The organism is Flavobacterium ponti (assembly GCF_042652765.1).
In the GTDB taxonomy this organism is placed as follows: Bacteria; Bacteroidota; Bacteroidia; order Flavobacteriales; family Flavobacteriaceae; genus Flavobacterium; species Flavobacterium ponti.
The window spans coordinates 261345-286654 of record NZ_JBHSGW010000027.1; the positions used below are offsets into that span (position 1 = coordinate 261345).

The 25310-nt window shown below is 30.6% G+C and carries 30 protein-coding genes; 21 read left to right on the forward strand and 9 right to left on the reverse strand.

All coding sequences use genetic code 11. From position 1 onward, the window contains the following. Positions 1-99 precede the first annotated feature (99 nt). From ACFO3U_RS13020 to ACFO3U_RS13120, 21 genes are all read left to right on the forward strand, one after another. A complete protein-coding gene (locus ACFO3U_RS13020; RefSeq protein WP_379743226.1) occupies positions 100-630 on the forward strand; it encodes a DUF4256 domain-containing protein in 531 nt (176 codons plus the stop codon). 35 nt (positions 631-665) lie between these two features. Further along, a complete protein-coding gene (locus ACFO3U_RS13025; RefSeq protein WP_379743229.1) occupies positions 666-1061 on the forward strand; it encodes a DUF1801 domain-containing protein in 396 nt (131 codons plus the stop codon). A 50-nt stretch (positions 1062-1111) separates the two neighbouring features. Next, positions 1112-1474, forward strand: a complete 363-nt coding sequence (locus ACFO3U_RS13030; RefSeq protein WP_379743232.1) for a DUF2200 domain-containing protein — start codon at positions 1112-1114, stop codon at positions 1472-1474. A 40-nt stretch (positions 1475-1514) separates the two neighbouring features. After that, the gene (locus tag ACFO3U_RS13035) at positions 1515-2324 is read left to right on the forward strand and encodes an alpha/beta hydrolase (RefSeq protein WP_379743235.1); all 810 of its coding nucleotides are present in this window, start codon (positions 1515-1517) and stop codon (positions 2322-2324) included. Positions 2325-2337: 13 nt separating this feature from the next. Then, positions 2338-2721 carry a hypothetical protein gene (locus tag ACFO3U_RS13040; protein ID WP_379743238.1) on the forward strand — a complete coding sequence of 128 codons (384 nt, stop codon included), beginning with the start codon at positions 2338-2340 and terminating at the stop codon, positions 2719-2721. A 78-nt stretch (positions 2722-2799) separates the two neighbouring features. Next, on the forward strand, positions 2800-3237 hold the full coding sequence (locus ACFO3U_RS13045) for a VOC family protein (protein WP_379743241.1): 438 nt from the start codon (positions 2800-2802) through the stop codon (positions 3235-3237). 25 nt (positions 3238-3262) lie between these two features. After that, positions 3263-3703: an SRPBCC family protein gene (locus ACFO3U_RS13050; protein WP_379743244.1), complete on the forward strand. Its 441-nt coding sequence runs from the start codon at positions 3263-3265 to the stop codon at positions 3701-3703. 65 nt (positions 3704-3768) lie between these two features. Beyond that, positions 3769-4140 (forward strand): VOC family protein, encoded by a 372-nt coding sequence (locus tag ACFO3U_RS13055; protein ID WP_379743247.1) that lies wholly within the window; start codon positions 3769-3771, stop codon positions 4138-4140. A 122-nt stretch (positions 4141-4262) separates the two neighbouring features. Further along, entirely contained in the window at positions 4263-4694 is a 432-nt protein-coding gene (locus ACFO3U_RS13060; RefSeq protein WP_379743250.1) for a VOC family protein, read from the forward strand. Between the two features lie 13 nt (positions 4695-4707). Then, positions 4708-5166 (forward strand): SRPBCC family protein, encoded by a 459-nt coding sequence (locus tag ACFO3U_RS13065; protein ID WP_379743253.1) that lies wholly within the window; start codon positions 4708-4710, stop codon positions 5164-5166. Positions 5167-5199: 33 nt separating this feature from the next. Beyond that, positions 5200-5748 carry a dihydrofolate reductase family protein gene (locus ACFO3U_RS13070; RefSeq protein ID WP_379743256.1) on the forward strand — a complete coding sequence of 183 codons (549 nt, stop codon included), beginning with the start codon at positions 5200-5202 and terminating at the stop codon, positions 5746-5748. Between the two features lie 449 nt (positions 5749-6197). Further along, complete coding sequence (locus tag ACFO3U_RS13075; protein ID WP_379743259.1) at positions 6198-6983, forward strand: tetratricopeptide repeat protein; 786 nt, start codon at positions 6198-6200, stop codon at positions 6981-6983. Between the two features lie 197 nt (positions 6984-7180). After that, positions 7181-7780 (forward strand): Riean_0653 family protein, encoded by a 600-nt coding sequence (locus tag ACFO3U_RS13080; RefSeq protein ID WP_379743263.1) that lies wholly within the window; start codon positions 7181-7183, stop codon positions 7778-7780. A gap of 411 nt (positions 7781-8191) precedes the next feature. After that, entirely contained in the window at positions 8192-8794 is a 603-nt protein-coding gene (locus tag ACFO3U_RS13085; RefSeq protein ID WP_379743266.1) for a hypothetical protein, read from the forward strand. Between the two features lie 147 nt (positions 8795-8941). Continuing rightward, positions 8942-9655, forward strand: coding sequence for a hypothetical protein (locus ACFO3U_RS13090; RefSeq protein WP_379743269.1), 714 nt, complete (start codon positions 8942-8944; stop codon positions 9653-9655). A gap of 169 nt (positions 9656-9824) precedes the next feature. Further along, on the forward strand, positions 9825-10367 hold the full coding sequence (locus ACFO3U_RS13095; RefSeq protein WP_379743271.1) for a hypothetical protein: 543 nt from the start codon (positions 9825-9827) through the stop codon (positions 10365-10367). Between the two features lie 124 nt (positions 10368-10491). Then, a complete protein-coding gene (locus ACFO3U_RS13100) occupies positions 10492-11082 on the forward strand; it encodes a hypothetical protein (protein WP_379743274.1) in 591 nt (196 codons plus the stop codon). 29 nt (positions 11083-11111) lie between these two features. Beyond that, the gene (locus ACFO3U_RS13105; protein WP_379743277.1) at positions 11112-11585 is read left to right on the forward strand and encodes a DUF1572 domain-containing protein; all 474 of its coding nucleotides are present in this window, start codon (positions 11112-11114) and stop codon (positions 11583-11585) included. 233 nt (positions 11586-11818) lie between these two features. Next, positions 11819-12820 (forward strand): DUF2971 domain-containing protein, encoded by a 1002-nt coding sequence (locus ACFO3U_RS13110; protein WP_379743280.1) that lies wholly within the window; start codon positions 11819-11821, stop codon positions 12818-12820. Between the two features lie 564 nt (positions 12821-13384). Next, positions 13385-15652, forward strand: a complete 2268-nt coding sequence (locus ACFO3U_RS13115; RefSeq protein WP_379743283.1) for an acyl-CoA dehydrogenase family protein — start codon at positions 13385-13387, stop codon at positions 15650-15652. A gap of 34 nt (positions 15653-15686) precedes the next feature. Further along, on the forward strand, positions 15687-16421 hold the full coding sequence (locus ACFO3U_RS13120) for a flavodoxin family protein (protein WP_379743286.1): 735 nt from the start codon (positions 15687-15689) through the stop codon (positions 16419-16421). A gap of 36 nt (positions 16422-16457) precedes the next feature. On the opposite strand, the gene ACFO3U_RS13125 is transcribed toward ACFO3U_RS13120, so the two are convergent. The 9 genes from ACFO3U_RS13125 to ACFO3U_RS13165 all read right to left on the reverse strand — a co-directional run bounded on the left by ACFO3U_RS13125 (position 16458) and on the right by ACFO3U_RS13165 (position 25216). Further along, complete coding sequence (locus ACFO3U_RS13125) at positions 16458-17636, reverse strand: AIR synthase related protein (protein WP_379743289.1); 1179 nt, start codon at positions 17634-17636, stop codon at positions 16458-16460. A 182-nt stretch (positions 17637-17818) separates the two neighbouring features. Further along, positions 17819-18676, reverse strand: a complete 858-nt coding sequence (locus ACFO3U_RS13130) for an OmpA family protein (RefSeq protein WP_379743292.1) — start codon at positions 18674-18676, stop codon at positions 17819-17821. Positions 18677-18741: 65 nt separating this feature from the next. Further along, on the reverse strand, positions 18742-19488 hold the full coding sequence (locus ACFO3U_RS13135; protein ID WP_379743295.1) for an OmpA family protein: 747 nt from the start codon (positions 19486-19488) through the stop codon (positions 18742-18744). A gap of 49 nt (positions 19489-19537) precedes the next feature. Then, positions 19538-20986, reverse strand: a complete 1449-nt coding sequence (locus tag ACFO3U_RS13140; protein WP_379743298.1) for a carboxypeptidase regulatory-like domain-containing protein — start codon at positions 20984-20986, stop codon at positions 19538-19540. Positions 20987-21039: 53 nt separating this feature from the next. Next, positions 21040-22380, reverse strand: coding sequence for a CsgG/HfaB family protein (locus ACFO3U_RS13145; protein WP_379743301.1), 1341 nt, complete (start codon positions 22378-22380; stop codon positions 21040-21042). A gap of 8 nt (positions 22381-22388) precedes the next feature. Then, entirely contained in the window at positions 22389-22790 is a 402-nt protein-coding gene (locus ACFO3U_RS13150; protein WP_379743304.1) for a curli production assembly/transport component CsgF, read from the reverse strand. Between the two features lie 16 nt (positions 22791-22806). Continuing rightward, on the reverse strand, positions 22807-23541 hold the full coding sequence (locus tag ACFO3U_RS13155) for a CsgE family curli-type amyloid fiber assembly protein (RefSeq protein WP_379743307.1): 735 nt from the start codon (positions 23539-23541) through the stop codon (positions 22807-22809). A 1-nt stretch (position 23542) separates the two neighbouring features. Then, positions 23543-24058, reverse strand: a complete 516-nt coding sequence (locus ACFO3U_RS13160) for a hypothetical protein (RefSeq protein WP_379743310.1) — start codon at positions 24056-24058, stop codon at positions 23543-23545. 72 nt (positions 24059-24130) lie between these two features. Next, complete coding sequence (locus tag ACFO3U_RS13165; RefSeq protein ID WP_379743313.1) at positions 24131-25216, reverse strand: hypothetical protein; 1086 nt, start codon at positions 25214-25216, stop codon at positions 24131-24133. Positions 25217-25310 lie beyond the last annotated feature (94 nt).

A 25310-nucleotide genomic window follows, 5' to 3' on the forward strand; every position in this document is an offset into this window, starting at 1 on the left:
TTCCCCAAATCATGAAAAAGCCTTTACGTAATTGTAAAGGCTTTTTTATTTTTATTATATTTGAAAGACGATTAAACAGTTAAACAAATAAAGCAAAAAATGGAACATCAACTACAACTCCTAAAAACTCGTTTCTACGAAAACCCAAACCGTCACAAAGACTTAGATTGGCATAAAATCGAAGAAAAACTAATAGCTAATCCTAAAAAAATAGCCATATTAGAACAAATGGAAAAAACAGGAGGTGAACCAGATGTAGTAGGATTTGATGAAGAAAAAAACCAGTATTTATTTGTAGACTGCTCAAGTGAGAGTCCAGCAGGCAGAAGAAGTTTTTGTTATGACAAAGAAGCTCTCGAATCGAGAAAACAAAACAAACCTAAAGACAGTGCAGTTGAAGCTGCAAAAGCAATTGGTATAGAACTTTTAAACGAAGATGAATACAGAAATCTACAACAACTAGGAAACTTCGACACCAAAACATCTAGCTGGTTAAAAACTCCAGAAAAAATCAGAAAATTAGGAGGAGCTATTTTTGGAGACTTTAGATTTGACACCGTATTCATATATCACAATGGAGCAGAATCTTATTACGCTGCAAGAGGCTTAAGAGGAATACTAAAAGTTTAAAGAACGGTCAAACGATTAAACAGTTAAACAAAAAAATGAACACAACTATCAAAACATACAACCAAAATCAACCAAATCCATATCTTGAAATTTGTAACCAACTTATGCAAATCATAGATAATGAGTTGATTGAAGCTGAAAGTAAAATTTGGCATGCTCATCCTGTTTGGTTTTTAGATGGAAATCCAATAGTTGGGTATAGCATCCAAAAAGCTGGTTGTCGATTAATGTTTTGGAGTGGAGCCGATTTTGAAGAAGATAAATTAAATACTAGAGGAACTAAATTCAAAGATGCGTCCATTTTTTACACAGACATAAATCAAATTAACCCTGAAGAAATAGAACGTTGGCTAAAAAAATCAAAAGAAATTCAATGGGATTATAAAAATATTGTAAAACGAAAAGGCCAATTAATAAAACTAACCCAATAAACACAAACCCTTTTAACCTCTTAACCACATAACCTTTTAACTCTTCTAGAATGAAACCAACAGCCGATCACAACGAAAGAATAGCAAAGATGACTTTCGCATCTGTATATCCGCATTATATCACAAAAGTTGAAAAAAAAGACAGAACCGTTCAAGAACTTCTTCAAGTAATAGAATGGCTAACAGGTTTTAACGAAAAAGACTTACAAAATCTCATTGAAGAAAAAGCAACATTTGAAACTTTTTTCCAAAAAGCAAATCTTAATCCAAACGCTCATTTAATCAAAGGAGTAATTTGTGGTTATCGAATTGAAGAAATTGAAAATAAATTAACTCGTGAAGTTCGTTATTTAGACAAATTAGTAGACGAATTAGCCAAAGGAAGAAAAATGGAAAAAATTTTAAGAACATAAATCTTCTAAATTCCACGATTCAACAATTAAACAAATAATCATGAAAAAAACAATCCTACTCCTACTCCTAATTACAATCTTATTCAGTTGCAAACAAGCAGCAATAACCTACAACGACCCAATTCCAAAACATGATAGTTTAAAAATTACATCCAAATTTTTAAACGAAGACCGAATAATTAATATTTGGACACCACCAAAATACGAACAATCAAATGACAGTTTGCCTGTTGTATATATGCCAGATGGAGGAATAAAAGAAGACTTTCCACACATGGCAAACACTCTAAGTGAATTAATTATAGCAAAAAAAATTCCTCCATACATTTTGGTAGGTATCGAAAACACAGATCGAAGAAAAGATCTTAGCGGACCTTCAAAAGTAGCATACGATTTAGAGTTTATAAAAAATCCTGGAGGTTCAAACAACTTTAGAAGTTTTATCCAAAATGAATTAATGCCTACCATCAATAAAAAATATAAAACTACTTCTAAAAAAACCATTATCGGAGAATCCTTAGCTGGACTATTTGTTGTAGAAACGTTTATGCTTCAACCCAACTTGTTTGATAATTACATTGCATTTGATCCTTCCCTTTGGTTCAACGAACAATATTTAGTCAAAAATTTTGAAACCTTAACGAAAGACAATGACTACAACAACAAAAAACTTTGGTTTGCAGGTTCAGATGCAGAAGACATTTCAAAATACACCAAACAATTAGAAGAAAAATTAAAAAACAAAAAAACCTCTTTTTCGTGGAAATATTCAGATGAACCAACAGAACATCACAATACTATTTTCAGAGCCACAAAAGAAAAAGCGCTAATTTGGACATTAAATAATTAAACAATTTTATACAATGAAATTTAAAATACTAACCGCTTTACTTCTTGCATCATTTACAACTTATGCACAAAACAATTGCCAAATGTTTAGAACAGGTAAATTTCAAAACATTAATAAAGGTGTTGTCAATTCAACAATTGAAAGAAATGATTCCATTCAACATGAATATTTTGCAGATAAAGAGATAAAGTTAAAAATAACTTGGATAGATAACTGTACTTATAAACTTAAATTAGTATTGGGAAATGATGCATTTTGGAATGGAAGACCCAAAGATCTTTCAACTCCTGATTTAATAGTTAGGATTACCAAAACAAATGGAAATGAATACGAACAAGAATCAAGATCTGAAGGAGATGACTTTATTTATAAAAGTACTTTAATTAAAATAGAATAAAATCCATATTTAAAAGAAAATTACATTTCAATTAAACGATTCAACAATTAAACAGTTAAACGATTAAACAACAAAAAAATGGCACTAATCAATCCTTACATCAACTTCAACGGCAATGCCGAAGAAGCATTCACTTTCTACAAATCAGTTTTTGGAGGTGAATTTGCACAAGTAATGCGTTTCAAAGACATGGCAAGTTCAGAATTTCCTGTATCAGAAAAAGAAGAAAACAAAATAATGCATATTGCATTGCCTATTGGTCAAAATGTCTTGATGGCCAATGATGTTCCAGAAAGCATGGGAACAGTTAATGAAAATGAAAACCGTTCTAAAATATCAATCAGTGCTGAATCTCGTGAAGAAGCTGATAAATTATTCAATGGTCTTTCTGCAGGTGGACAAGTAGAATTTCCTATGTCAGATAGTCCTTGGGGTTCTTACTTTGGAATGTTCAGAGACAAATATGGCATTGAATGGATGGTAGATTTTGATCCAAAATACAAAGGTAAAATCTAAAGTAAATCATTTAAAATTTGTAAAAATGCTTTCAAATTCTAATAAAGAAATTTTAAGTTCAAGAGTTTTGAATACTCCTGTTGAAAAAGTATATGAAGCTTTTGCCAATCCATCACATTTAAAAAATTGGTGGGGACCAGAAGGTTTTACCAATACTATTCATGAATTTGATTTACAACCAGGTGGAAAATGGATACTTACCATGCACGGTCCAGAAGTAGGTAATTATGAAAATTCATCTGTTTTTAAAACTGTAGAACCTAACAAATTGATTGCTTGGACAAGAAATTCGCAACCTTTATTTGATATGGAAATAGCTTTTGAAAAGCAAAGTGATTCCACAACAAAAATAACTTTTAGAATGATTTTCAAAACAGAAGAAGAATGTGAAAAAATAAGAAAATTTGCCGAACCCAAAAACGAAGAAAACTTCGACAGATTAGAAAAGGAATTGAAGAAAATGTAAAACATTATTACCTATCCTTTTTTACAAATAAACGATTAAACAGTTAAACAATTAAACAAAAAACCATGAAACTAGGAGCCTTCTCAATAAGTCTAGCCGTAAAAGACATACACAAATCAAAAGAATTCTACGAAAACTTAGGATTCAAATACAAAGGTGGAAACATCGACCAAAACTGGATTGTACTCAAAAATGAGAATGCCGTAATCGGACTTTTCCAAGGAATGTTTACCGATAATATAATCACTTTCAATCCTGGTTGGGATGGCAATGCAGAAAACATTGAAGAATTTGACGATGTTAGAGCCATACAAAATCATTTAAAAAAATTAGGAATAGAATTAACCAGAGAAGCTGACGAAAAAACATCTGGACCAGAATACATAACGCTAAAAGATCCAGACGGAAACAACATCCTAATCGACCAACACAGATAAAAAACAAAAAACATAACTCACAACTATTCCCTTTTCCCTCATAACTCATAACTCATAACTCATAACTAACAACACAAACCCTCTTAACCTTTTAACCTTATAACCTTATAACCTCAAAAAAAATGGCAACAACAAACACTTATTTAAACTTCAATGGAAATTGCGAAGAAGCATTTAATTTTTACAAATCAGTCTTTGGAGTAGAATTTAATTACATCGGACGATTTGGAGAAATGCCCGAAAGTGAAGACTATAAAGTTCCAGAATCAGACAAAGGTAAAATTATGCATGTTAGTTTACCCATAGGAACTTCAATTTTAATGGGAAGTGATGTTGGTGGTGATTGGGCTCCAACATATGTTCAAGGAAACAATTTTTCAGTCTCAATAACTCCAGAATCTAAAGAAGAAGCAGACAAATTATTTGAAGGACTTTCAGCAGGTGGACAAGTAACCATGCCAATGGCAGACACTTTTTGGGGAGCTTATTTTGGAATGTTCACAGATAAATTTGGAATCAATTGGATGATAAACTTAGAACAACATCAAAACTAAAAAACATATAATTATGAAAAAACTACAATACGAAATAAACATCAATGCTCCAGCAAACAAGATATATGATTTGATGCTTGGTATCACCAATAAATCAACCTATGAAAAATGGACAGCCGAATTTAATCCAACTTCAACCTATGAAGGAAGTTGGAACAAAGGAGACAAAATGTATTTCATTGGAACAGATGAAAACGGAAAACGTGGTGGAATGATTGCCGAAATTGCCGAAAACAAACCCTCTCAATTTGTTTCAATTCGTCATTATGGAATACTAGATGGTGAAAAAGAAATCACTTCAGGAGAACAAGTTGAAAAATGGGCTGGAGGACATGAAAATTATACGTTTAATGAAAATAATGGTGTAACGATAGTGAAAGTTGAAGTAGATACCATGGAAGAGTACATGGATTATTTTAATAACACTTGGCCAAACGCACTAAATAAGCTAAAAGAAATAGCAGAAAATTAGAATCGATTTTTCATTATCAAAAAAAGAAAGAGTATGAGAAAAGTAATTGCTGCAATAAACATAACTCTCGATGGAGTTTGCGACCACACAGTTGGCATTCCTGATGAAGATATTCACCAACATTACACAGAGCTTTTAAACAATGCTGGAGTCATTTTATATGGACGAACAACTTACCAACTCATGCAATTTTGGCAACAGTTCATTGAAAACCCATCTGAAGAAAAATCTATGAATGACTTTGCTATTGCCATTGACAAAGTACCAAAAATTGTTTTTTCACAAACCATAAAAAACACCGAATGGAAAAGTGCAAAAATGGCAACAAAAGAACTTGAAAAAGAAGTTGTAGCACTCAAAAAACAAGTTGGCGAAGATATTTTAGTCGGTAGTCGAAGTTTAATAATTCAACTTATAAACCTGAATTTAATTGATGAATTTCAAATTTGTATTTATCCAATGGTAGAAGGAAAAGGATTAAAACTGTTTGATCAAATAAAAAATAGAACTATTTTTAAATTACTAAAAACAAAAAAGTTTGACTCAGGTGCAATAATACTTTATTACGAACTAAAAAAGTAGTCAACCAAAATTACTTAATACCAAGAATTTTATTAAAAGATTTCAATTCACACTGATAAAATAATTTTATTTTATTTTTAAAAATACCCAATACCTTTTTCATAATACAATACATTTTAAAGTTTTCTATGTGACGAAAAAAAACCGCAGTTGTTACAAAAAAAATCCCTACTCACCCATTCTCCTATTCACTCCTTTTCCCTTTTCCCTCAAAACCCATAACATATAACCTACAACCTATAACCCAAAACCTTTTCCTCCCTTTCAACCTCAAAAAAAATAATCAATACCTTTTGTAAGATTTTAGACAACCATAACTCTTTTTACTTATATTTGAAAAAAACTTGTTACTATCCAGCCATTATGGTATAAAAGTACTAGGTAAATAGCGAGTATTACTAGTTGTGTGCAATTTACCCAAAAATCAGAAGAATATAAATTATACAATCATGAAATACTACATATTATTTTTTCTACTTATATCACAATTTAGCAACTCTCAATCAGATTATTTTGATGGAAATTATACAATTTGTCCAATTCCAAATGATAAAGAATCAAAAGAAAATTTTAAATTAGGAATAGATTGTATAAAAGCTAATTTATACATTGGTGGTGCAAATAGACTATTTTTAGATTTGATAAAAAAGGATAGCACATTTTGCGACGCATATTTTTTCGCGGGTTATACATATAGACTTTCAAATATGGACAAAGCTGCCTTAACGTATTATTACATGGCAGATAGTTTGAGCAATAAGAATTTTATTTTCAAACAAAATTTAGCTTTTATGGCTTCTAAAATGGGTTCATTTAAACTTGCAAGAAAGAAATATAGTGAAATGAAAGAATATTTCCCTGAAAGTGCTGAAGGGTTTTACGGTATAGCTTCAACTTCAATTTTTATTGGTGACACAAAAAATGGTTTAGAAAATTTAAATATTGCAATAAGGAAATATAATGAAAAAGGAATAACAATTGGAGATGAAATTTATTTTACTCAAGGAATTCTTTTAACAAGAGATGAAAAATATATTGAAAGCATTGAAGCTTTTGAAAAAATGAGCGGTAAAATTACCAAAAATGAAGAATATCGAATAAACTATGCTTTCAGTTTAATAAAAATTGGAAAGAATAATAATGACGAAAAATTAATCAAAAAAGCGAAAAAAGTGTTTGAAAAGATTGAAGATAAAACGAACTTATCTGAAATGATGCTAAACGAATTCAAATAAAAACTGCACACAACAGCGGTTTCAAGAAATGAAGAGGCTCGGGATTTATTTGAAATCGGAAAGGTTTTTAATTTAAAGTTTTGGTAATATTTGTAAAGGCTTGGTCTTAGTTCATCGCCACTTCTTGTAGCCGCAAAACGTTAGCAAACATATTAGCGCAACCAAATTCAAAAAAAATCATCTATAAAAGAAAAAACATGAAAGATATTTTAACCTTTTTGATTATAATCTTTTGTTTTGTTAGTTGTGAAAATACTGATGACGGAACTTCATCAAGCTTACCAAATTTTACATCAGAAGGAAAAAATACTTTTGGTTGTAAAATTGATAACCAAATCTTTCTTCCAAAACGAAAGATTACTGGTTCACCGTATTCTAATCCAATTTTAAAAGCGACATATGTATATAACGAATACTATTTTAATGGATATTATTTATCAATTTTTGCTAACAATGAGGTTAGTAATAAATTAATAAATATAAGATTAAATGGTGGTTTGAATCCTCTAATTGAAGGAAATACTTATCCTATTAATGTAAATCAAGACAACAATATATATGGAATTTATGAGCATTGGGGTAAAACTATTGACAATGGAGATGGAACTGGATTTACACCTGTTTATGAATTTACTACTAACAATTCAAATTTTGGAGAGTTAAAAATAATTAAACTTGATACAGAAAATAAAATTATTTCTGGAGTATTTTGGTTTGACTGCAAAGAGATTAATAGAGATACAATTTCACATATTACAGAAGGAAGATTTGATTTAAAATATACAATTGATTTTTAAAAATATGTTTGCCAACCACCATTTATAGCAATTACAAGACTAGGTTTGTAGTAAGATTTTTGTACTCGTAATCTTATGAAACAAACTTAAGCAACTCCCAAAATCATGTAATCCCAACAACGGAAGAAACCCACAAGAAACTCTTCCCTACTCACCCATTCTCCTATTCACACTTTACTCCTTTTCCCTTTTCCCTCAAAACCCATAACCTATAACCTACAACCTACAACCTTTTCCTTCCTATCAACCTCAAAAAAAATAATCAATAACCTTTTGTAAGATTTTAGAAAACCATAACTCTTTTTACTTATATTTGAAAAAGAAGTTAAAACTTGCGACTATCCTGCCAAATAGGTATAAAACTAGTAAATAAGTTGCGAGTATAAACTAGTTGGGCATAATTTGAGAAAAATGAGTAGACAAATCACATTTGGACTTATATTGATTTTAGCTATCGGTTGTAAATCAAATGAAAATAATGAATTTACCAAAGAGATTGATTCTTTACAAACAACTGAAATCAAAAAGGCTGAACCAATTGAATCAGAAATAAAAAAAGACGATACAAAAAAAAGGCAATATATCTTGCCAATACACGGTGAATTGAATCAACAAAATTTAAATAAATATTACCCTAAAGTAACTGACACAATCGAAGATTTAAGAATCATTGGTTCTGAAAAAATCGATTTGAATCTAGGAAATAATATTATAGTAAGTCTTTTACACAATACTGGAACATTTGACCAAATGATAATCTGTACTCATAATAAAGATTTTAACTTGATTGACAATTTATATATAGGAAAGGCAACAGATTTTGACAATGGTAAAAGCCATACTATTGAATATAACATAAAGGATAAAAATAAAATTATTTTCACTCAAACAGACTGGGCATATGTTGGGGAGGAAATTCAGCCTGTTAAAATTGAAAATATGAGCATTACCATAAATGAAAATGGACAAATAAAACATATGAAAACTATGCCCAACAGCGTGTATAAGAAATAGCGGGTTTAGTGTTAAATCAAAGGTAAGTGCTATTAATAAAAGTTAGTACCAAACTAAAAGTGAAGTGCTTTTTAATCCGCTACTTCTCATACACGCAAAACGTTATATGCAACTCTAAAACAACACCGTGAATAAAACTATTAAACAATGAAAATACAACTTCAAATCGTTTTGACATTCTTTGCGAGTTTGTTTTTGACAAGTTTTAGCAATTGGACTAATGCACAGACAAACAAAACTGAAATTTTACAACTTGAAGAAAATAAACGATTTTTCACTTTTACTTCTATTACCGAAATGGAATTTAGAAGTGCTTTAACAAATAATTATAACGCTTCCTTTGTAACCAAAATTAATGACACAACAAAACTTGAAAAAGCTTTTAAGTCAATTGAAAAAACTTACAACAATAGTGAAAAAGAACTTGCAGTAGAAGAGTTATGCAAATCGCCAAGATGTTTAACATCATTTAAAGCATACTATCCTACTCTTAACTTGTATTTGTTTTACATACTTGAAATGCATTATCCAAAAGCTGTATTTGTAAATTCAAATACAAGTGAAATGGCTTCAGGTTATGATAGATTTAGAGGCGAATATGGAGTAATGTCTAAAAATGGTCAATGGATTGGATTAGAGAGACAAGGTTCAGATAATTATCTACAAATTGAAATTTGTGAATCTTCAAAAAATACCATTAGTAAAAGTATTTCATTTGATTTTACATCAGTTGACATAAATGAAAAAGAAAAAACACCAATATTTTGGGTTGACAATAATACTATCTTTATTGCTGTCAAAGAATATGACAAACTTAACAACAAATTATTATCATTGTTTTATGCAATTAAATTCAAATAATGGCAATAGAAAGAGCTGCATATAACAGCGGTTTTGCTCAATGGCTGGTTTGGGCAAAATTTAAAAGATAGTCAATATCAGTAAAATAATTTAATTAATTAAGGCTAAATGCTTATTTATTAAACACTAGGCAAAACCACCAAACGTTAACACTCTAATAAACACAACAATGATAAAAATTATTACTTTATTATTTCTCTTACCAATTACTGTTTTTGGTCAGTTATCAGTTTCGCTAGAAGAAATGAAAAAAGATAAAAATGTTACATATGATAAATATGAACAGCTACTCTTTGAAGCAACAAATTATATTTTTGAAAATCCTGTGGATTTAAAATCCAAAGAATTTGTATCTGCAACTCAGATTGTAGGTTTTTGGATGAATAAAGATACTGAAATGGGAATTCCAACATTTGGTAACTTTTTCAATGCTCTAACAAACGAAGATAAACAACAATTTCTTTATATTGTTGCAATGATTAACTATGGTTTAGACCAAAAAATAAATAAGGATAGAATATTGGAATGTAAACCAATAGAAGGACAAAAATATAGCGAACAAGAAGATGTTAGAGAAGTTCAACTTGAAGGAGCAAAAATTGTTTTAAAATACATTGGTGATAAAAAGAATAATGTTAAAATAAGTTCGCAATCAAAAAAATATTTAAAAGCTTACGAAAAAGGCAACTTAGAAGATGTTTTCTTTGAATAAAAAGTGTGCCAACCACCATTTATAGCAATTACAAGACTAGGTTTGTAGTAAGATTTTTGTACTTGTAATCTTATGAAACAAATTTAAGCAACTACTAAAAAATTAAATCGAACAAAAGAAATTTATGAGCAAATTAAAAATAACCTGTCTAATACTCTTTTTGGGACTAATTAGCTGTAAAAGTCAAACAGAATCAAACCCAAAAGTCATACATAATAAAAATTTTAATTGGACTATAACTATTCCTGAAGATTTCAATTCCATAAATGAAAGCGATTGGAATAAAATACAACAAAGAGGAAAAGAAGCAATTGAAAAAACATTCGGAGAGGAAATAATTAATCAAGCAACAACTATTTTTAAATTTGAAAAAGGACAGTTTAATAATTTTGAAGCTAATTATCAACCCTATGATATTGAAATCGATGGAGATTATTTAGAAACTTACAAAGAAGTTAACTTAATAATGTATCAAACAATGGAAGCTCAAATGCCAAAAGCAAAACTTGATTCAATTTCATCAAAGCAAAAAATAAGCGGATTAGAATTTCAAAGATTTGACGTTACTATTGATTTCCCAAACGGAATGAAAATGAAAACCATTGGACTCAGCAGGTTGTTTGATAAAAAAGAGTTTACTGTAAATATAACTGCAGTGGATGAAAAAATAGCAAAAGAAATGTTAGAAGCTTTTTTAAATTCTAAATTTGAATAAACACTATTCACTAATCCCTATTTAAAACCATGACAAAAAGCGAACAACTAGCCAACCGTTTTCGAGAAGTCATTTTAAACGGAACATGGATTGCAAACACAAATTTCAAAAACCAATTAGAAAATACAAATTGGCAACTTGCAACCATTAAAGTAGAATCACTCAATACAATTGCTGTTTTAGCACAACACATCCATTATTATATTGTTGGAATAAAAAACGTGTTCATCAATGGAAAACTAGAAATCAGAGACAAATACAGCTTCAACTTTCCTCCCATAGAATCCCAAGACCAATGGGAAGATTTTCTAAACAAATTTTGGAACGACACCGAAGAACTAGTACAACTAATAGAAAAAACACCCGAAGAACAATGGAGTAAAAATTTCGTAGATCAAAAATACGGCAGCTATTTACGAAACATTGATGGAATGATAGAACACAGCTACTACCATTTAGGACAAATAGTCTTACTAAAAAAACTAGCTACTTACTCCTTTTAACAAATAAACAATTCAACAATTCAACAATTCCACAATTCCACGATTCAACAAATAAACAGTTAAACCCTCAAAAAAATAACCAACAACCTTTTGTAAGATTTTAAGCAACCTATAAAGTTTTTACCTATATTTGATAAAAGAAGTTAAAACTTGCGACTATCCAGCCAAATAGGTGTAAAACTAGGAAGAAAGTAGCGAGTATAAACTAGTTGTAGCCAATTTTTCGAGACACTATGAGTAAATCAGGAAATTACTTTTATAAATATTTTACAATTAACCAGAATTTATTCAATTCTCTTATTAATAACGAATTACATTTTTCTAATCCGAAAAACTTCAACGATCCTTTTGATTCATTACCAAGATTTAAGCTTTGTACAGATATAAACAAGTTAGAAAATTTCTATTTGTTCATCCAAGCAAATATTAATCAAAAAATAGACATTCTCAAAAGTCTGAAAGAATTTGAAAAGAAGAAATTAGATTTCGAACATTTACTCGAAGTATACCTTAAAGTTCTTGAGAAATTTGATGAAAGTTATTACAACGAAATTGGAGATTTTGAACATAGATTAATTGAAATTTTTACTTTTTATAATAACATTGAATATTTCCAAACAGCTTATAAACTCAACAATACTGAACTACAAACCAAAATGTATTTTGACTATACATTTCTCTATGTCGACATTCACAAATATGGAATTACCTGTGGTTCGCAAACAGAAACCTGTCCTGTAATGTGGGGACATTATGGCAACAATCATGCGGGAATTTGTCTAAAATTTGAATTCTATAATTCAAAAAATGAACAAGACATCTGCTTTTCAAAAGACGAAAAATTGGAAATTGTTGAAGTAGAATATACTAATTCACCTTTGGATATATTTAGTTATAACAAAGACGAACTTGAAAATTTGATATTTAAAATTTTACAAACAAAATGTGAAAAATGGGCATATGAGAAAGAAATCCGTCTTATAAACTATAGTCAAGGGTTTTTAAAAATCAACAACAAATCTATAAAACAAATCATATTTGGTTGCAAAACAACTCCAAAAGATAGATACTCTCTTTGTAAATTATTAGCTTGTTTAGGATATCGAGATTACGAAATGAAAATTGCCAGAATTCAACCTGATTCTTATGAATTGACTATTGAAACTATGAGACTGGAACACTTGGCTGGAAGCGGTGTACTTATAGAAGAATTAAATGTTAAAAAACCATTTTAAAAAAACTGGCTATAACAGCGGTTTGAAGCAATAGTTGGTTTGCTTCGTTACCTTGACGTTTTTTCTTCACGAAAAAATTCTATCTTTAACAGAAAATAATTAGTTCGCTGGCTTCACTACTGCGTCAAGCCGAGGCACGTTAAAAACAAAAACCTCTTTTTAAATAAAAAAAGAGGTTTTTTTATACAAAACAATACCACACATTTTCTAAAAAGCCAACAAAACAAACATTCTACAAACATACTCTAAAAAAAATAATAAATATTTTGTTAAAATGTTAATTCAGTAAGAATATTTATATATTTTTTGACGCCATTAGTAACAATTTAATAATTTAATTTATGGCATCAACATCAGAGGTAGGTCACGCTAAAAATGTAGCAAACTTTCAAGACCTTATTGAATTCGTCATTGGTTATGACGTCTAAATTAAAAAGCAACTACTGTTAAAAATTTCTCAAGGCTAATCAAGTTGCCCACATTTTTTTTATATTTAAAGAACAAATTTCTAAAACTTAATTTTTACGGTTAATTAGAGATCTATAAATTTAAAAATCAATATGTATGTCATTAGATAAAGCCAAATTACAAGCCTTCATCCCACTCTTCTACCTAGTCTGGTCAGATGATCTATTAACCCAAAAAGAATTCCAAACTTTACAACAGTTCATCAACTCCCAAACATGGTTAACTCAAAAAGAACAAAAAGAATTAACAGCCAAAATCGACATATTTAATCCACCTTCCAGAGAAGACATAAACACTTGGTATATAACTTTGCAAAATACCATACAACAAAACCCAAGCATCAAGTCATTGCATGATTTAGCAACAGTTTTATCAAACCACAACAAAAACCTAAAAGGAATTGCCACACAATTCACCAAACTAGAAAATGATTTAGGTATATTAGGAGAAGAAGTTATTAGCGAATTCAAAACTAATAAAAACACTTTAACATCTAACCTCAAAACCAATAGCACATTTGAAGTCAACAAACTGACATCCTTTTTAGACGGAGCACAAGAACCCATCATCAACAAAGTAAAAGAAGTCATTTCAAGAAAAGAGTTTGCCTACGAAACCTCAACAGACATAAATATCTATAGAGAAAAAGTATATGAATGGTGTAAAATCTTAGCCAAAGAAAACTTAGGCAACATGGCTTATCCCAAAAAATACGGAGGAGGAGAAAACATGGCAGACTATTTTGCAATCATGGAAACCCTAAGCTATCACGATTTAAGTTTAGTCATTAAGTTTGGAGTACAATTCGGTCTTTGGGGTATGAGTGTTTATTCCTTAGGAACAGCAAAACATCACCAAAAATATTTACAAGATATTGGTTCCCTAAAACTACCAGGTTGCTTTGCCATGACAGAAACCCATCACGGTTCCAATGTAAAAGGCTTGGAAACTTCAGCAACATACAACCACAAAACCAAAACATTCACCATACAAACCCCAAACAAAAACGCACAAAAAGAATACATAGGCAATGCAGCTGTTCACGGACAAATGGCAACCGTTTTTGCTAAACTAATCATAGACAACCACGATTATGGAGTCAATGCTTTCGTAGTTCCCATTAGAGACCAAGAAGGCAACACCTTAAAAGGTATAACCATTGGAGATTGCGGTCACAAAATGGGTTTAAATGGAGTAGACAACGGAACCATTAGTTTTGATAATGTAGAAATTCCAAAAGAAAACATGCTAGATCGTTTCGCATCCGTAAACGAAAAAGGAGAATTTGAAAGTCCCATTCCAAGTGACAACAGAAGATTCTTCACCATGTTAGGAACATTAGTTGGTGGACGAATAGGAATCCCACGTTCAGCACTAGCAGCCGCAAAATCAGGATTGACTATAGCCATAAAATATGCAGACCAAAGAAGACAATTCGGTCCAGAAGGTGGTTCAGAAATTCCTATTTTAAATTACAGAATACACCAAAGAAGATTGTTACCTCATTTAGCCAAAACTTATGCTATTCACTTCGCATTGCAATACTTAACCAACCGTTTCATCAACAGAACCGAAGAAGAAATGCAAGAAATAGAAGCCTTAGCAGCAGGAATGAAATCCTATTCCACTTGGAACACTACAACAGTACTACAAGAATGCCGTGAAGCCTGTGGAGGAAAAGGCTACCTATCAGAAAACAGAATAGATGCCCTAAAAAACGACACCGATGTCTACACTACTTTTGAAGGAGACAACACAGTTCTAATGCAATTAGTAGCCAAAAACAGATTGTCAGAATTCAGAAAAGCATTCGGAGAAATGGGTTCCATGGGCATGATAAATTACGTGTTCGAAAGTGCCAAAACAGCCGTATCACAAAAAAACCCAATCGCCACCAGAAACACAAGCGAAGAACATTTGCTAAACAACGAGTTTCATTTGCAAGCCTTCCAATATAGAGAAAAAAGCATCTTAGAATCAGCTGCAAAAAGAATCAAAAAACTAATTGATAATGGCTTAGAACCATATGATGCTTTCAACGTAGTACAACATCACATGATAGAAGTAGCACAAGCCTACCTAGAAAGAGTAACTTTAGAACAATTCCAAAAAGCCACAGCATCCGTTGAAGATGAAGCACTAAAAAACACCTTAACTAAATTGCTCCAATTATATGCTTTGCATCAAATAGAAAAAAACAAAGCTTGGTATTTAGAAGACGGTTACATGGAACCTGTAAAAACAAAAGCCATCAGAAAAACAGTAAATCAATTGTGTTGGGAAATCCGTCCAGATGCAGTTGCTTTAGTGGATGCTTTTGCCATTCCAGATAGTTGTTTAGCAGCACCGATTGCTTTTCAGTAAATAGAAAAAATAGTCTAATTAAAACCATAACATTATGAGCCAACCCGATTTTAGTATTTTAAAAGCATTATACATCAATTGTACTTTAAAAAAGTCTCCAGAAAAAAGTCACACTGATACCTTAATGAATGTGTCCAAAGAGATCATGAAAAAGGAAAAAGTCACCTTAGAAGAAATCCGTTTGATAGACCACAAAGTAGCAAGTGGCATTTATCCAGATATGACAGAAAACGGCTGGAACGAAGACGAATGGCCAACCCTTTTTAAAAAAGTAATGGACGCTGATATATTAATTGTGGGAACACCTATTTGGTTAGGAGAAAAATCTTCCGAATGTCAAAAGCTAATTGAAAGATTATACGCAATGAGTGGAAAAACAAACGAAAAAGGACAATATATCTTCTATGGAAAAGCAGGTGGTTGCATAATCACAGGAAACGAAGATGGAGTAAAACATTGTGCAATGGGAATTTTATATGCATTACAACATGTAGGTTACTCAATTCCACCACAAGCAGATGCAGGTTGGATAGGAGAAGTCGGACCAGGACCAAGTTATGGAGATACAGAATGGCAAGGCAAAAAAATAAATCCCCCAATAGGAACAGACTCAGACTTCACCAACAGAAACACCACCTTCATGACCTATAATCTTTTACATTTAGCTTTAATGTTAAAAAATCAAGGAGGTTACCCCAAATATGGAAACTCAAGAGAAGACTGGGACAACGGAAAACGTTGGCAATTCGAAAATCCAGAATACAGATAAAAAAAAACCAACTCGTTTTTGAGTTGGTTTTCTGTTTTAATATTCGAATGTTCCGTATTCACTGGTAATGGTTAGCTTCTTAGTTGGACTCTCTTCTACTCTACCCACAATTTGAGCATCAACACCAAATGATTTTGAAATTTCGATGATGTCATTTGCAATAGATTCATCTACATAAAGTTCCATTCGGTGTCCACAATTAAACACTTGATACATTTCTTTCCAATCTGTTTTAGATTGCTCTTGTATCAATTTGAATAAAGGAGGAATTGGAAATAAATTATCTTTAATCACGTGAACATTATCCACAAAATGCAACACTTTAGTTTGTGCTCCACCACTACAGTGAACCATTCCACAAATTTCTTTAGGAGTATATTTATCTAATATTTTCTTAATAATAGGAGCATAAGTTCTAGTAGGAGAAAGTACTAGTTGTCCAGCATCAATAGGACTATTCTCAACTTCATCTGTCAATTTTATTTGTCCAGAATAAACCAATTCATTAGGTACAGAAGCATCAAAACTCTCAGGATACTTCTCTGCTAAATACTTATGAAACACATCGTGACGAGCAGAAGTCAAACCATTGCTTCCCATTCCACCGTTATAACTTTTCTCATAAGTAGCTTGTCCAGAACTTGATAATCCAACGATTACATTGCCTGGTTTTATATTAGCATTGTCAATCACATCAACACGTTTCATGCGAGCAGTAACTGTTGAATCTACGATAATAGTTCGAACTAAATCTCCAACATCAGCCGTTTCTCCACCTGTTGAATGAATCGTAACACCAAATGATTTTAACTCATTTAATAATTCTTCAGTTCCATTAATAATAGCAGATAAAACCTCAGCAGGAATTAAATTCTTATTACGACCAATTGTTGAAGAAAGCAAAATATTATCTACAGCTCCTACACACAATAAATCGTCAATATTCATGATCAAAGCATCTTGTGCAATACCTTTCCAAACCGAAACATCACCAGTTTCTTTCCAATACATATAAGCCAATGAAGACTTTGTACCAGCTCCATCTGCGTGCATTATGATACAATACGCATCATCATTCGTTAAATAATCTGGAATAATTTTACAAAAAGCCTTAGGAAAAAGACCTTTATCAATATTTTTAATAGCATTGTGAACATCTTCTTTAGCAGCAGAAACTCCACGAAGATTGTAGCGTTGACTAGTATCAGAACTCATTTTTGTTGTTTGTGTGTTGTTGTGTGGCAAAGATAGGAAAAGATTTTTGGATTTTTAGAGTTTTAGAATTTTGGAACACCAATTGAAGAAATTAGAGAAATTTATAAAAATTAAGAAAAAAATGAATCAAGTTCAAGATGACTAAATTATAAAATTCGTAATTCGTAATTGATAATTCGTAATTATTTCTTCACAATCAAAATCTCCACTCTTCTATTAGCTACACGTTCCTCTTCATTTTTTTCAGGAATTGGGTAAATTGGCATAGAACTACCAAACCCTTGAAAACTCACTCGACTTGCAGGAATTCCTTTTGCAACTAAAAACAATTTAATAGCTTTAGCACGTTCACGAGATAACATTACCGAACGAGAATCAGTAACATCTGCATTACAACAAACATGTCCTTGTACTTGAATAACTAACTTAGGATTTTTTTGCATCACATCTAGCAAATCATATAAAACAGGTCGAGATTCATTCATTACCCCAAACGTATTGTGATAGAAATTGATGTCTTTTAATATTAAAGTTTTACCTACTCTTGTTTTAGTCATTCGTTCTGCTAAAGGAGCATCATCTGAAATAACTTCATCTAAAACAAAAGTTGAGTCAACCTCTATTTCTACATCTTCTTCAATACCCAAAATTTTATTTTCATTTGGTAAATCTTTTTCTTCAATGTAGTAGATGGTTACTTTTCTGTTTTCAGCTTTATTTTTAGATTGGTTAAAATTTTCACCATAACTTCTACTTTTAAAATCTTCTCTAAATGGAACTTTCTCTTTTACAATTTCAAATACATGATTAACTCTTTTTTTGGCCAAAGTATCGTTATAACCACTGCTTCCATCTTCATCAGTATAACCGTTTATAGCAACAATTTTGTCTTTGGTATGTAAAATCATCCAATCGTTTAGCTTTTTATTTTCAGCTTTTGTGAGCTCAAACTTATCACTGTTAAAATAAACAGCAAATTGTTCTTGCGCAAAAGTGTTTGTTATAAAAAAGAAAAGGATAAAGGATAAAAAAGACTTCATTTTAATGATTTAAGATTAAAAAACTAAGTAACGATAAATTTATTACATAAAAAAACGTGCCATTATTAATTTTCAAGAATCATGATTTCAACTCTTCGGTTGGCATTGCGTTCATCTTCATTTTTTTCAGGAATAGGAAATATTGGTTTTGAGCTTTTAAAACTTTTATAAGTCAATCTGTTTTTGTCTATTCCACCATAAAAAAGATAGGAATAAACTGCAAGCGCTCTAACCAAAGCAATATCTTCCGTTTCTTCAGATGCGTCTAAAGATTGACAACAAATGTGCCCTTGAATTTCAATTTTTAGTTTTGGTATACTCTTCATAACATTTAATAATTGTTCCAAAACAGCTTTAGATTCAGGAAGCACATTACCAGAATTGTTATAAAAGTTTAGGTTTTTTATAATTAATTTATCTCCTTTTCTTAACTTTTTAATTTGTTCGATAAGGTCAATTTCTTTAAAAATGATTTCAACTTTTCTATTTAAAGCCAAGTTTTCATTTTTTTTAAAATTTTCTCCTTTTGCTTCTACTATAATATTTTTATTATAAGAATTTGATTCTATATATTCTTTAATAAATTTTGCTCTATTAACTGACAGTTCGTAATTATATGAATTCGTTGATCTATAATCACAGTAACCAATAACATTTGTTATTTCAATTGCTTTATTGCTTAAAAACTGGTCCAATTTTAATTGCTCACTTTCTGTAAGTCTAAACGAATTGGTTTCAAAATAAACGGTAAACTTAGACTGCGAAAATGAAACTAAAGAAAACAAAAGAAACAGTAAGTACCTTTTCTGCATAAAAAAATTATTTTAGTTATAACGTAAAATAAAATTGAAAAGTATAAAATTATTCCCAATCTGGCATTGTTGCTCCAACAAATAGCGTTTCTCTAGATTCAAGAGTGCCAATTTCATATTTTTGAATATATCTTGTACTTAAAAAGTCGTTTGAAGTATTTACAAAAATAACCTCAGCTTCATTAGGTGAATATCTTACATCTAAATCAACTGTTCCTGGTGGCTTTTGTGTTGAAATTTCGGAAGTAGTTCCTGTTGAAAAAACATGCTGAAATATTCTTGTATCTAATTGTCTGTAATTGGCATTTTCAAACCCAGAAATATCTCTAGTAAAAAGTAATTTTTGTCCTGATACTGAAAAATTTAATCCTCCAACTGCTCCTGAAACAGGTGTGATAACTTGTGTTAAAAATGTTCCTGTAGAACTAATTACAAATACTTCTGCAGTATATCCGCTTAAATTATTTGTTTTTAATGCAATTTTAGTGCCGTCAAAACTCCAATCACATTCAGAAATTAACTTCCCTCCTGTAGTTTGATACACTTGTGTTAACCCACTACCATTGCTGTTTATTCTGTAAAGTCTATCAAAATTTGGATATATAATTTGACTTCCATTTGTATTCCAAGAAAAATTAATATAATCCGAATTAAAACCTGCAATAGGAACTGAGCTTGTTACCTTAAATACATTTGTACCATCAGGGTTCATAATATAAATATGATTTTGAGCTCCATTAGAACGAATAAAAGCTATTTTATTAGATTGATTATTTTTTCTAGGTCTCCAACTATTGGTAGCAGAATCTGTTAATTGAATTTCGTTTCCGTTATCATCACTAGTAAAAATAACGTTATTTTGCCCTATCTTCTTTACATATAAATACCTTGTTATTGGAAAATTAATAGTTGTAAATGATTTTATTGAACTATAAACCAAATCATTAATTCCATCAGATGCAGTTACTTGCCAAAAGTATTTTACACCATAAACTAAATTAGTCAATTGAAAAGAAGTATCTGTAATGTCGGAATAAATCACTTCATTTGAATTGGCATCATTTTTTAAAATCACTTGATAAGTCAAAGCATCATCATCTGGATCTGTAGCTGTCCAAGTTAAGTTAACTTGAATATTTTGATTTGTAGCATTATCTGCTGGAGTGACTAAAACAGGAGTATCTGGTGGACGATTTTCACTGGTTGATAATTCTAATTCAAATACCAATTCTGTATTAGCTCCATTTGTAACCGTTGCTGCTTCAAATTTGGTAATATATCCTTCTTTTTTGGCTTGGTATGAATAATCTCCAACTACTACATCTATCATACTAAACTTACCATCCTCATCAGTAAACACAATACTAGAATTTGGATTTGAGAACACTTTTACATTTGCAATTGGTTCAAAACTACCTGATTTTACTACTCTCCCAGAAACAGTTCCAAATTGAATTTCTTCTAAGCTATCTTCACTACATGAAACTAGTAGTATCAAAAAAAACAAACTTAATTTTATATAACTATTTTTCATAACTCTTTAATTAAATACTATTTGAAATAATAGGTTAACCCAAAACCAAAACGATAATAATAATCATCTCTTTTTCCTGCAACTACAAAATCCACATCATCACTAAATGTTAAATTATGTTCTCCAAAAAGTCTAAATCCAATATTATCAGAAACCAAATATTCAAGTCCTACACCATATTGAACTTTAAAATGTGAATAATCTGTGGACTTAGTTGTTCCAAAGCCTAAACCTCCAAAAATATAAGGTGTTAATTTGTCTTTTGGTAATAAAACAATTTCTGTATTGGCATCAAAAATTAAGTATTCATAACTTTTTCTGTTTTTAGTATCAAATTTATTCCATGCAGCTGATAGTGATAAATTGACGCTTTCCGTAAAAAAATATTTTAAACTCCCTTTTGCAAAGGGTCTAAAAAGTGGGTTTGAATAATCTCCTTGAATTCTTGTAACACCTCCTGCAAAATCAATAGCAAAATCAGATCTTTTTTTGGTTAATTTTCTATTGTAGATAGCAGATGAATCAGCTATAGATTCTTCTAAATCATAATTTTTAATTAATTCATCAATTTCATTTTGTGGTGCATCAGCGGTCCAAATTTTGTCTTTTATGCCTTCTAATACTAAAGATTCTACTGCTTTTTCAATAGCTTCTGTAACGGCCATTTGTACAGGTTCATTTGTGGTATAACCTGTTTCAACTTCTAAAAGTCTTTTAAATTTTACATACCTAAAAAAACTTTGATCAATGGCTTGAGAAAAAAGAGTTTTAGACACATAAACCGTTTTTAAAATTTTTCCATTGGATGTGGAGACCATTCTAAGATAAATAGTTACCCTATCTTGTCTATATTTTGTAGAACCACCTGCACCAAAATACCTAGCACCAAATCCACCTGTAATAATGTTAGAATCATATGAAACAATTCCTCCTTCAAGTAAAACTCCTGCATATAATAGTGGTGTTAACTGAGGTTCATTTGTGTTTTTAGAATATTCTTGTCTGGTAGAACGAATAAGATTTCTCTCTTGTAGCAGGTTTCCAATGTTTTCACGTTCAATAGGAATGAACCATTTTGAATCTTCTAATGCTTTAATTAATATGGAAGTAGCTCCTTGTGTAACTGCAGTACTAAATGTACTTCCAACTTCTGAAGCTTTGTATTGACCTGTTTGATCTCTAAACTTATAAATCCCTATAACAACGGGTTCTTTAGGTTTAGGTAAATTTTTTAATAAAGATGTAGCTGGTGTGCTCTCACCAATAATAGCTCTTTCAATACCCAAAGGTTGATTATAATAAGCACTACAACCATATAAGAAGTAAATGGCGAAAAAAAAATAGTAAAATTTTCTCATATATAAATTTATGGATTTGGGATAATAACCTGAGTTTGTTCACCAGTAGTTGTATCTAAAATACTAATAGTTAATCCACCTTCTGACGGATAAACATCTATTGATAAGCTTCCAAAAGTATATGTTCCTTCAGAGATACCATCATTGCCAAATTGTTCAGCAAATAATGATCTTGAAACTTGATTTAAAAGTTGTGAATTTAAATTATCTATAAATTTTTCTAATTCAGTCTTTTTTTCTGTTTCAACTCCATCGTCCTTTAATTTATTTTGAGATTCGGCTGAACTTAGCAGCCATTGGTAATTAAATGTATCACCTCCAAATGCTGGATTTTTTGGTTTATAAACCAAATCTTGAGCATTCATTGAAAATGAAAAAAACAATGTTAGTAGTAGGATTAAAAATTTCATGATTAGAGGCTTTTATTTAATATTGTGTAATATATTTCTTTTCGTTTTCTATTTTTTTAAGAAATTGATAGGTTTCATATAAGGCCTTTTTTGCCATTGACTCTAAAAATTCTTCATCGGGTCTTGCTAAAAACTCAAATACTACTTCATTTTCTATCATAATTACAATTTTGGTGTTTCTTCCAAAACTTAATTCTTCATTTACTTTGACTATTTGTTTTGCATTTAAATTGTAATCTCTATATAAATAATAAAAATTATCATAAAAATCTTTTCCAATTTTGGTCTTAGTTTCATCAGCAACTATTCCTGCTAATTCAATTCCATCATCTAAAATAATTACTTTATCCTTTTTTTTTTGGTCGCTAATTACGACTCTATCCTGACTAACAATTTGATTATTTTCATCGTAAAAAAGTAACAAAACTATTATTTCGTCTTCACTGCTTTTATTTATTTGTGTAGTTGAAAGGTTTTTATTTTGATTAGCATCTAATGTAAAAACACCTTCTTGTGCGTTGGAAGAACGATTTTCTGATTTTAGGTTCTTTTTTATAACTGATAATTTATAAGTCAAACTTTGAAGAATGTCTGTTAAATTTTCAGCTGTTCCTGTAATCTTAATATTTCCTTCTACATCTTCTAGAACTATTTTTGCCTTGACATCTGTGTTCAAATTTTGTGCTTTTAAACTAAAATTAATTAGTAATAAAAAGGTAAAAAGAACTGAATATGTAGTTGGTTTTTTCATTTTATTGGTTAATTATAATAATGGAAGTACCATTTCCTGTTTGAGAAATTTTCATGTCTTTTGACAATGAATTGGTTCCAATATTTTGAATATTTTGATTGTTTCCATTCTGATTCATTTCCATATTTACCTTATAATTAGTATAATATGTCAAATCACTGATTATATTATTATCTCCAATTTGAGAAATTTTTTGAGAGATTTCAGCAGCATTTTTGGTATAATCAACAGTATTATTTAGTCCGTTTTGACTAATAATAAGATTGGAATTTTCTGAAGAAATACTTGCATTAATTACATTATAATCTCCAATTTGTTGAATGTTCACACTATTTTGATTGAACTGTATTGGGTTCAAATTATTTGGCAAATTAGAAACCACAAATAATGAATTTTCTTCAGAATCAAAAAGAGAAGAACTATAAGAATTAAAAGCAGTATTGTTTTCTTCTTCTTGAGAAAAACAAATTTGCATAAAAATGATTGCAAATAGGATTATGTATTTTTTTGAAATCATACTTTAATTTTAAAATAATATAGATGAGACAGTATTTCCTTTTGGAAATACCACCTCATCATATACTAAAGTTTAGTTAGATTGTGTAACTGTTGAGTTATTTCCGTTACCAACTTGCATAACTGTACTTAGGTGTGATTGTCCAGATTGAAGTGTATTAGCAACGTTCATATCTCCTAATTGAGAAATTGCTGAATTATTCATATCTCCATCTTGACGAGTTCTAGCATAGTTATCATCTCCATCTTGGTCATGGTTAGAAACGTTATCATCTCCTGTTTGTCTTTGTCTAGACTCATTGTTATCACCATGTTGGATAGCGTAAGCATAGTTGTCATCTCCTGCTTGTCTTTGCCAGATAGTACTATTAGAAGTTACTCCACCTAATCCTTGATCAGCGATAGCGTCGTTTCCATCACCTATTTGGATTTGTTCAGCCTCATTGAAACCACCAGTACTTAAATCATTTTGATAAACTATTGCTTGGTTATTGTCTCCATTTTGCATTTGACTAGACCAGTTGTCAGTATCACCTTGAGTTGCATTAGCATCATTACTGTTCCCTGTTTGACGTTGAATAGCATAATGATTTGTTCCAACTTGATAAATATTAGCATCATTTACATGACCAACTTGTTTTTGATCAGCCATATTATCATCTCCTAATTGAGTGATATACGCTAAATTTCCTGGTGAACCGTTTGGTCCTGAGCTTTGATCTTGGATGGCATCATTACCATCTCCAGTTTGAGTAGTTGTAGCGTAGTTATTGTCAAAACGTTGTTTTTGCATTGAAGTGTTTCCGTCACCTGTTTGCGTAGTAATTGCAATATTATATTCCGCATTACCAACACCTTGATCTACAGTAGCATCATTGTTATCTCCTAATTGGATAACATCTGCTTCATTGAAATCACCATCTTGTTTAACATCAGAATCATTTGAAACACCATTTTGATTAACATCAGAGTCATTTGACTCACCACTTAGAGCAGAAACAGAACCCATTTGATTTACAACTGAGTTGTTGGTTGCTCCTACTTGTAAAACATTTGATTGGTTGGTTGTACCGTCTTGAGAAACACTACTTACGTTGCCTTGGGCAAATGCAGTCCCCGTAGCCACAAGAAAGGCTACACTTAAAATTAAGTTTTTCATAATATAAATATTTAATTGGTTACAATTTCAATATTTGGGGCTGAAAAAACTTTTAAAAATTAAAAGAATTATTTTTCTTAATTTAATATCTTGT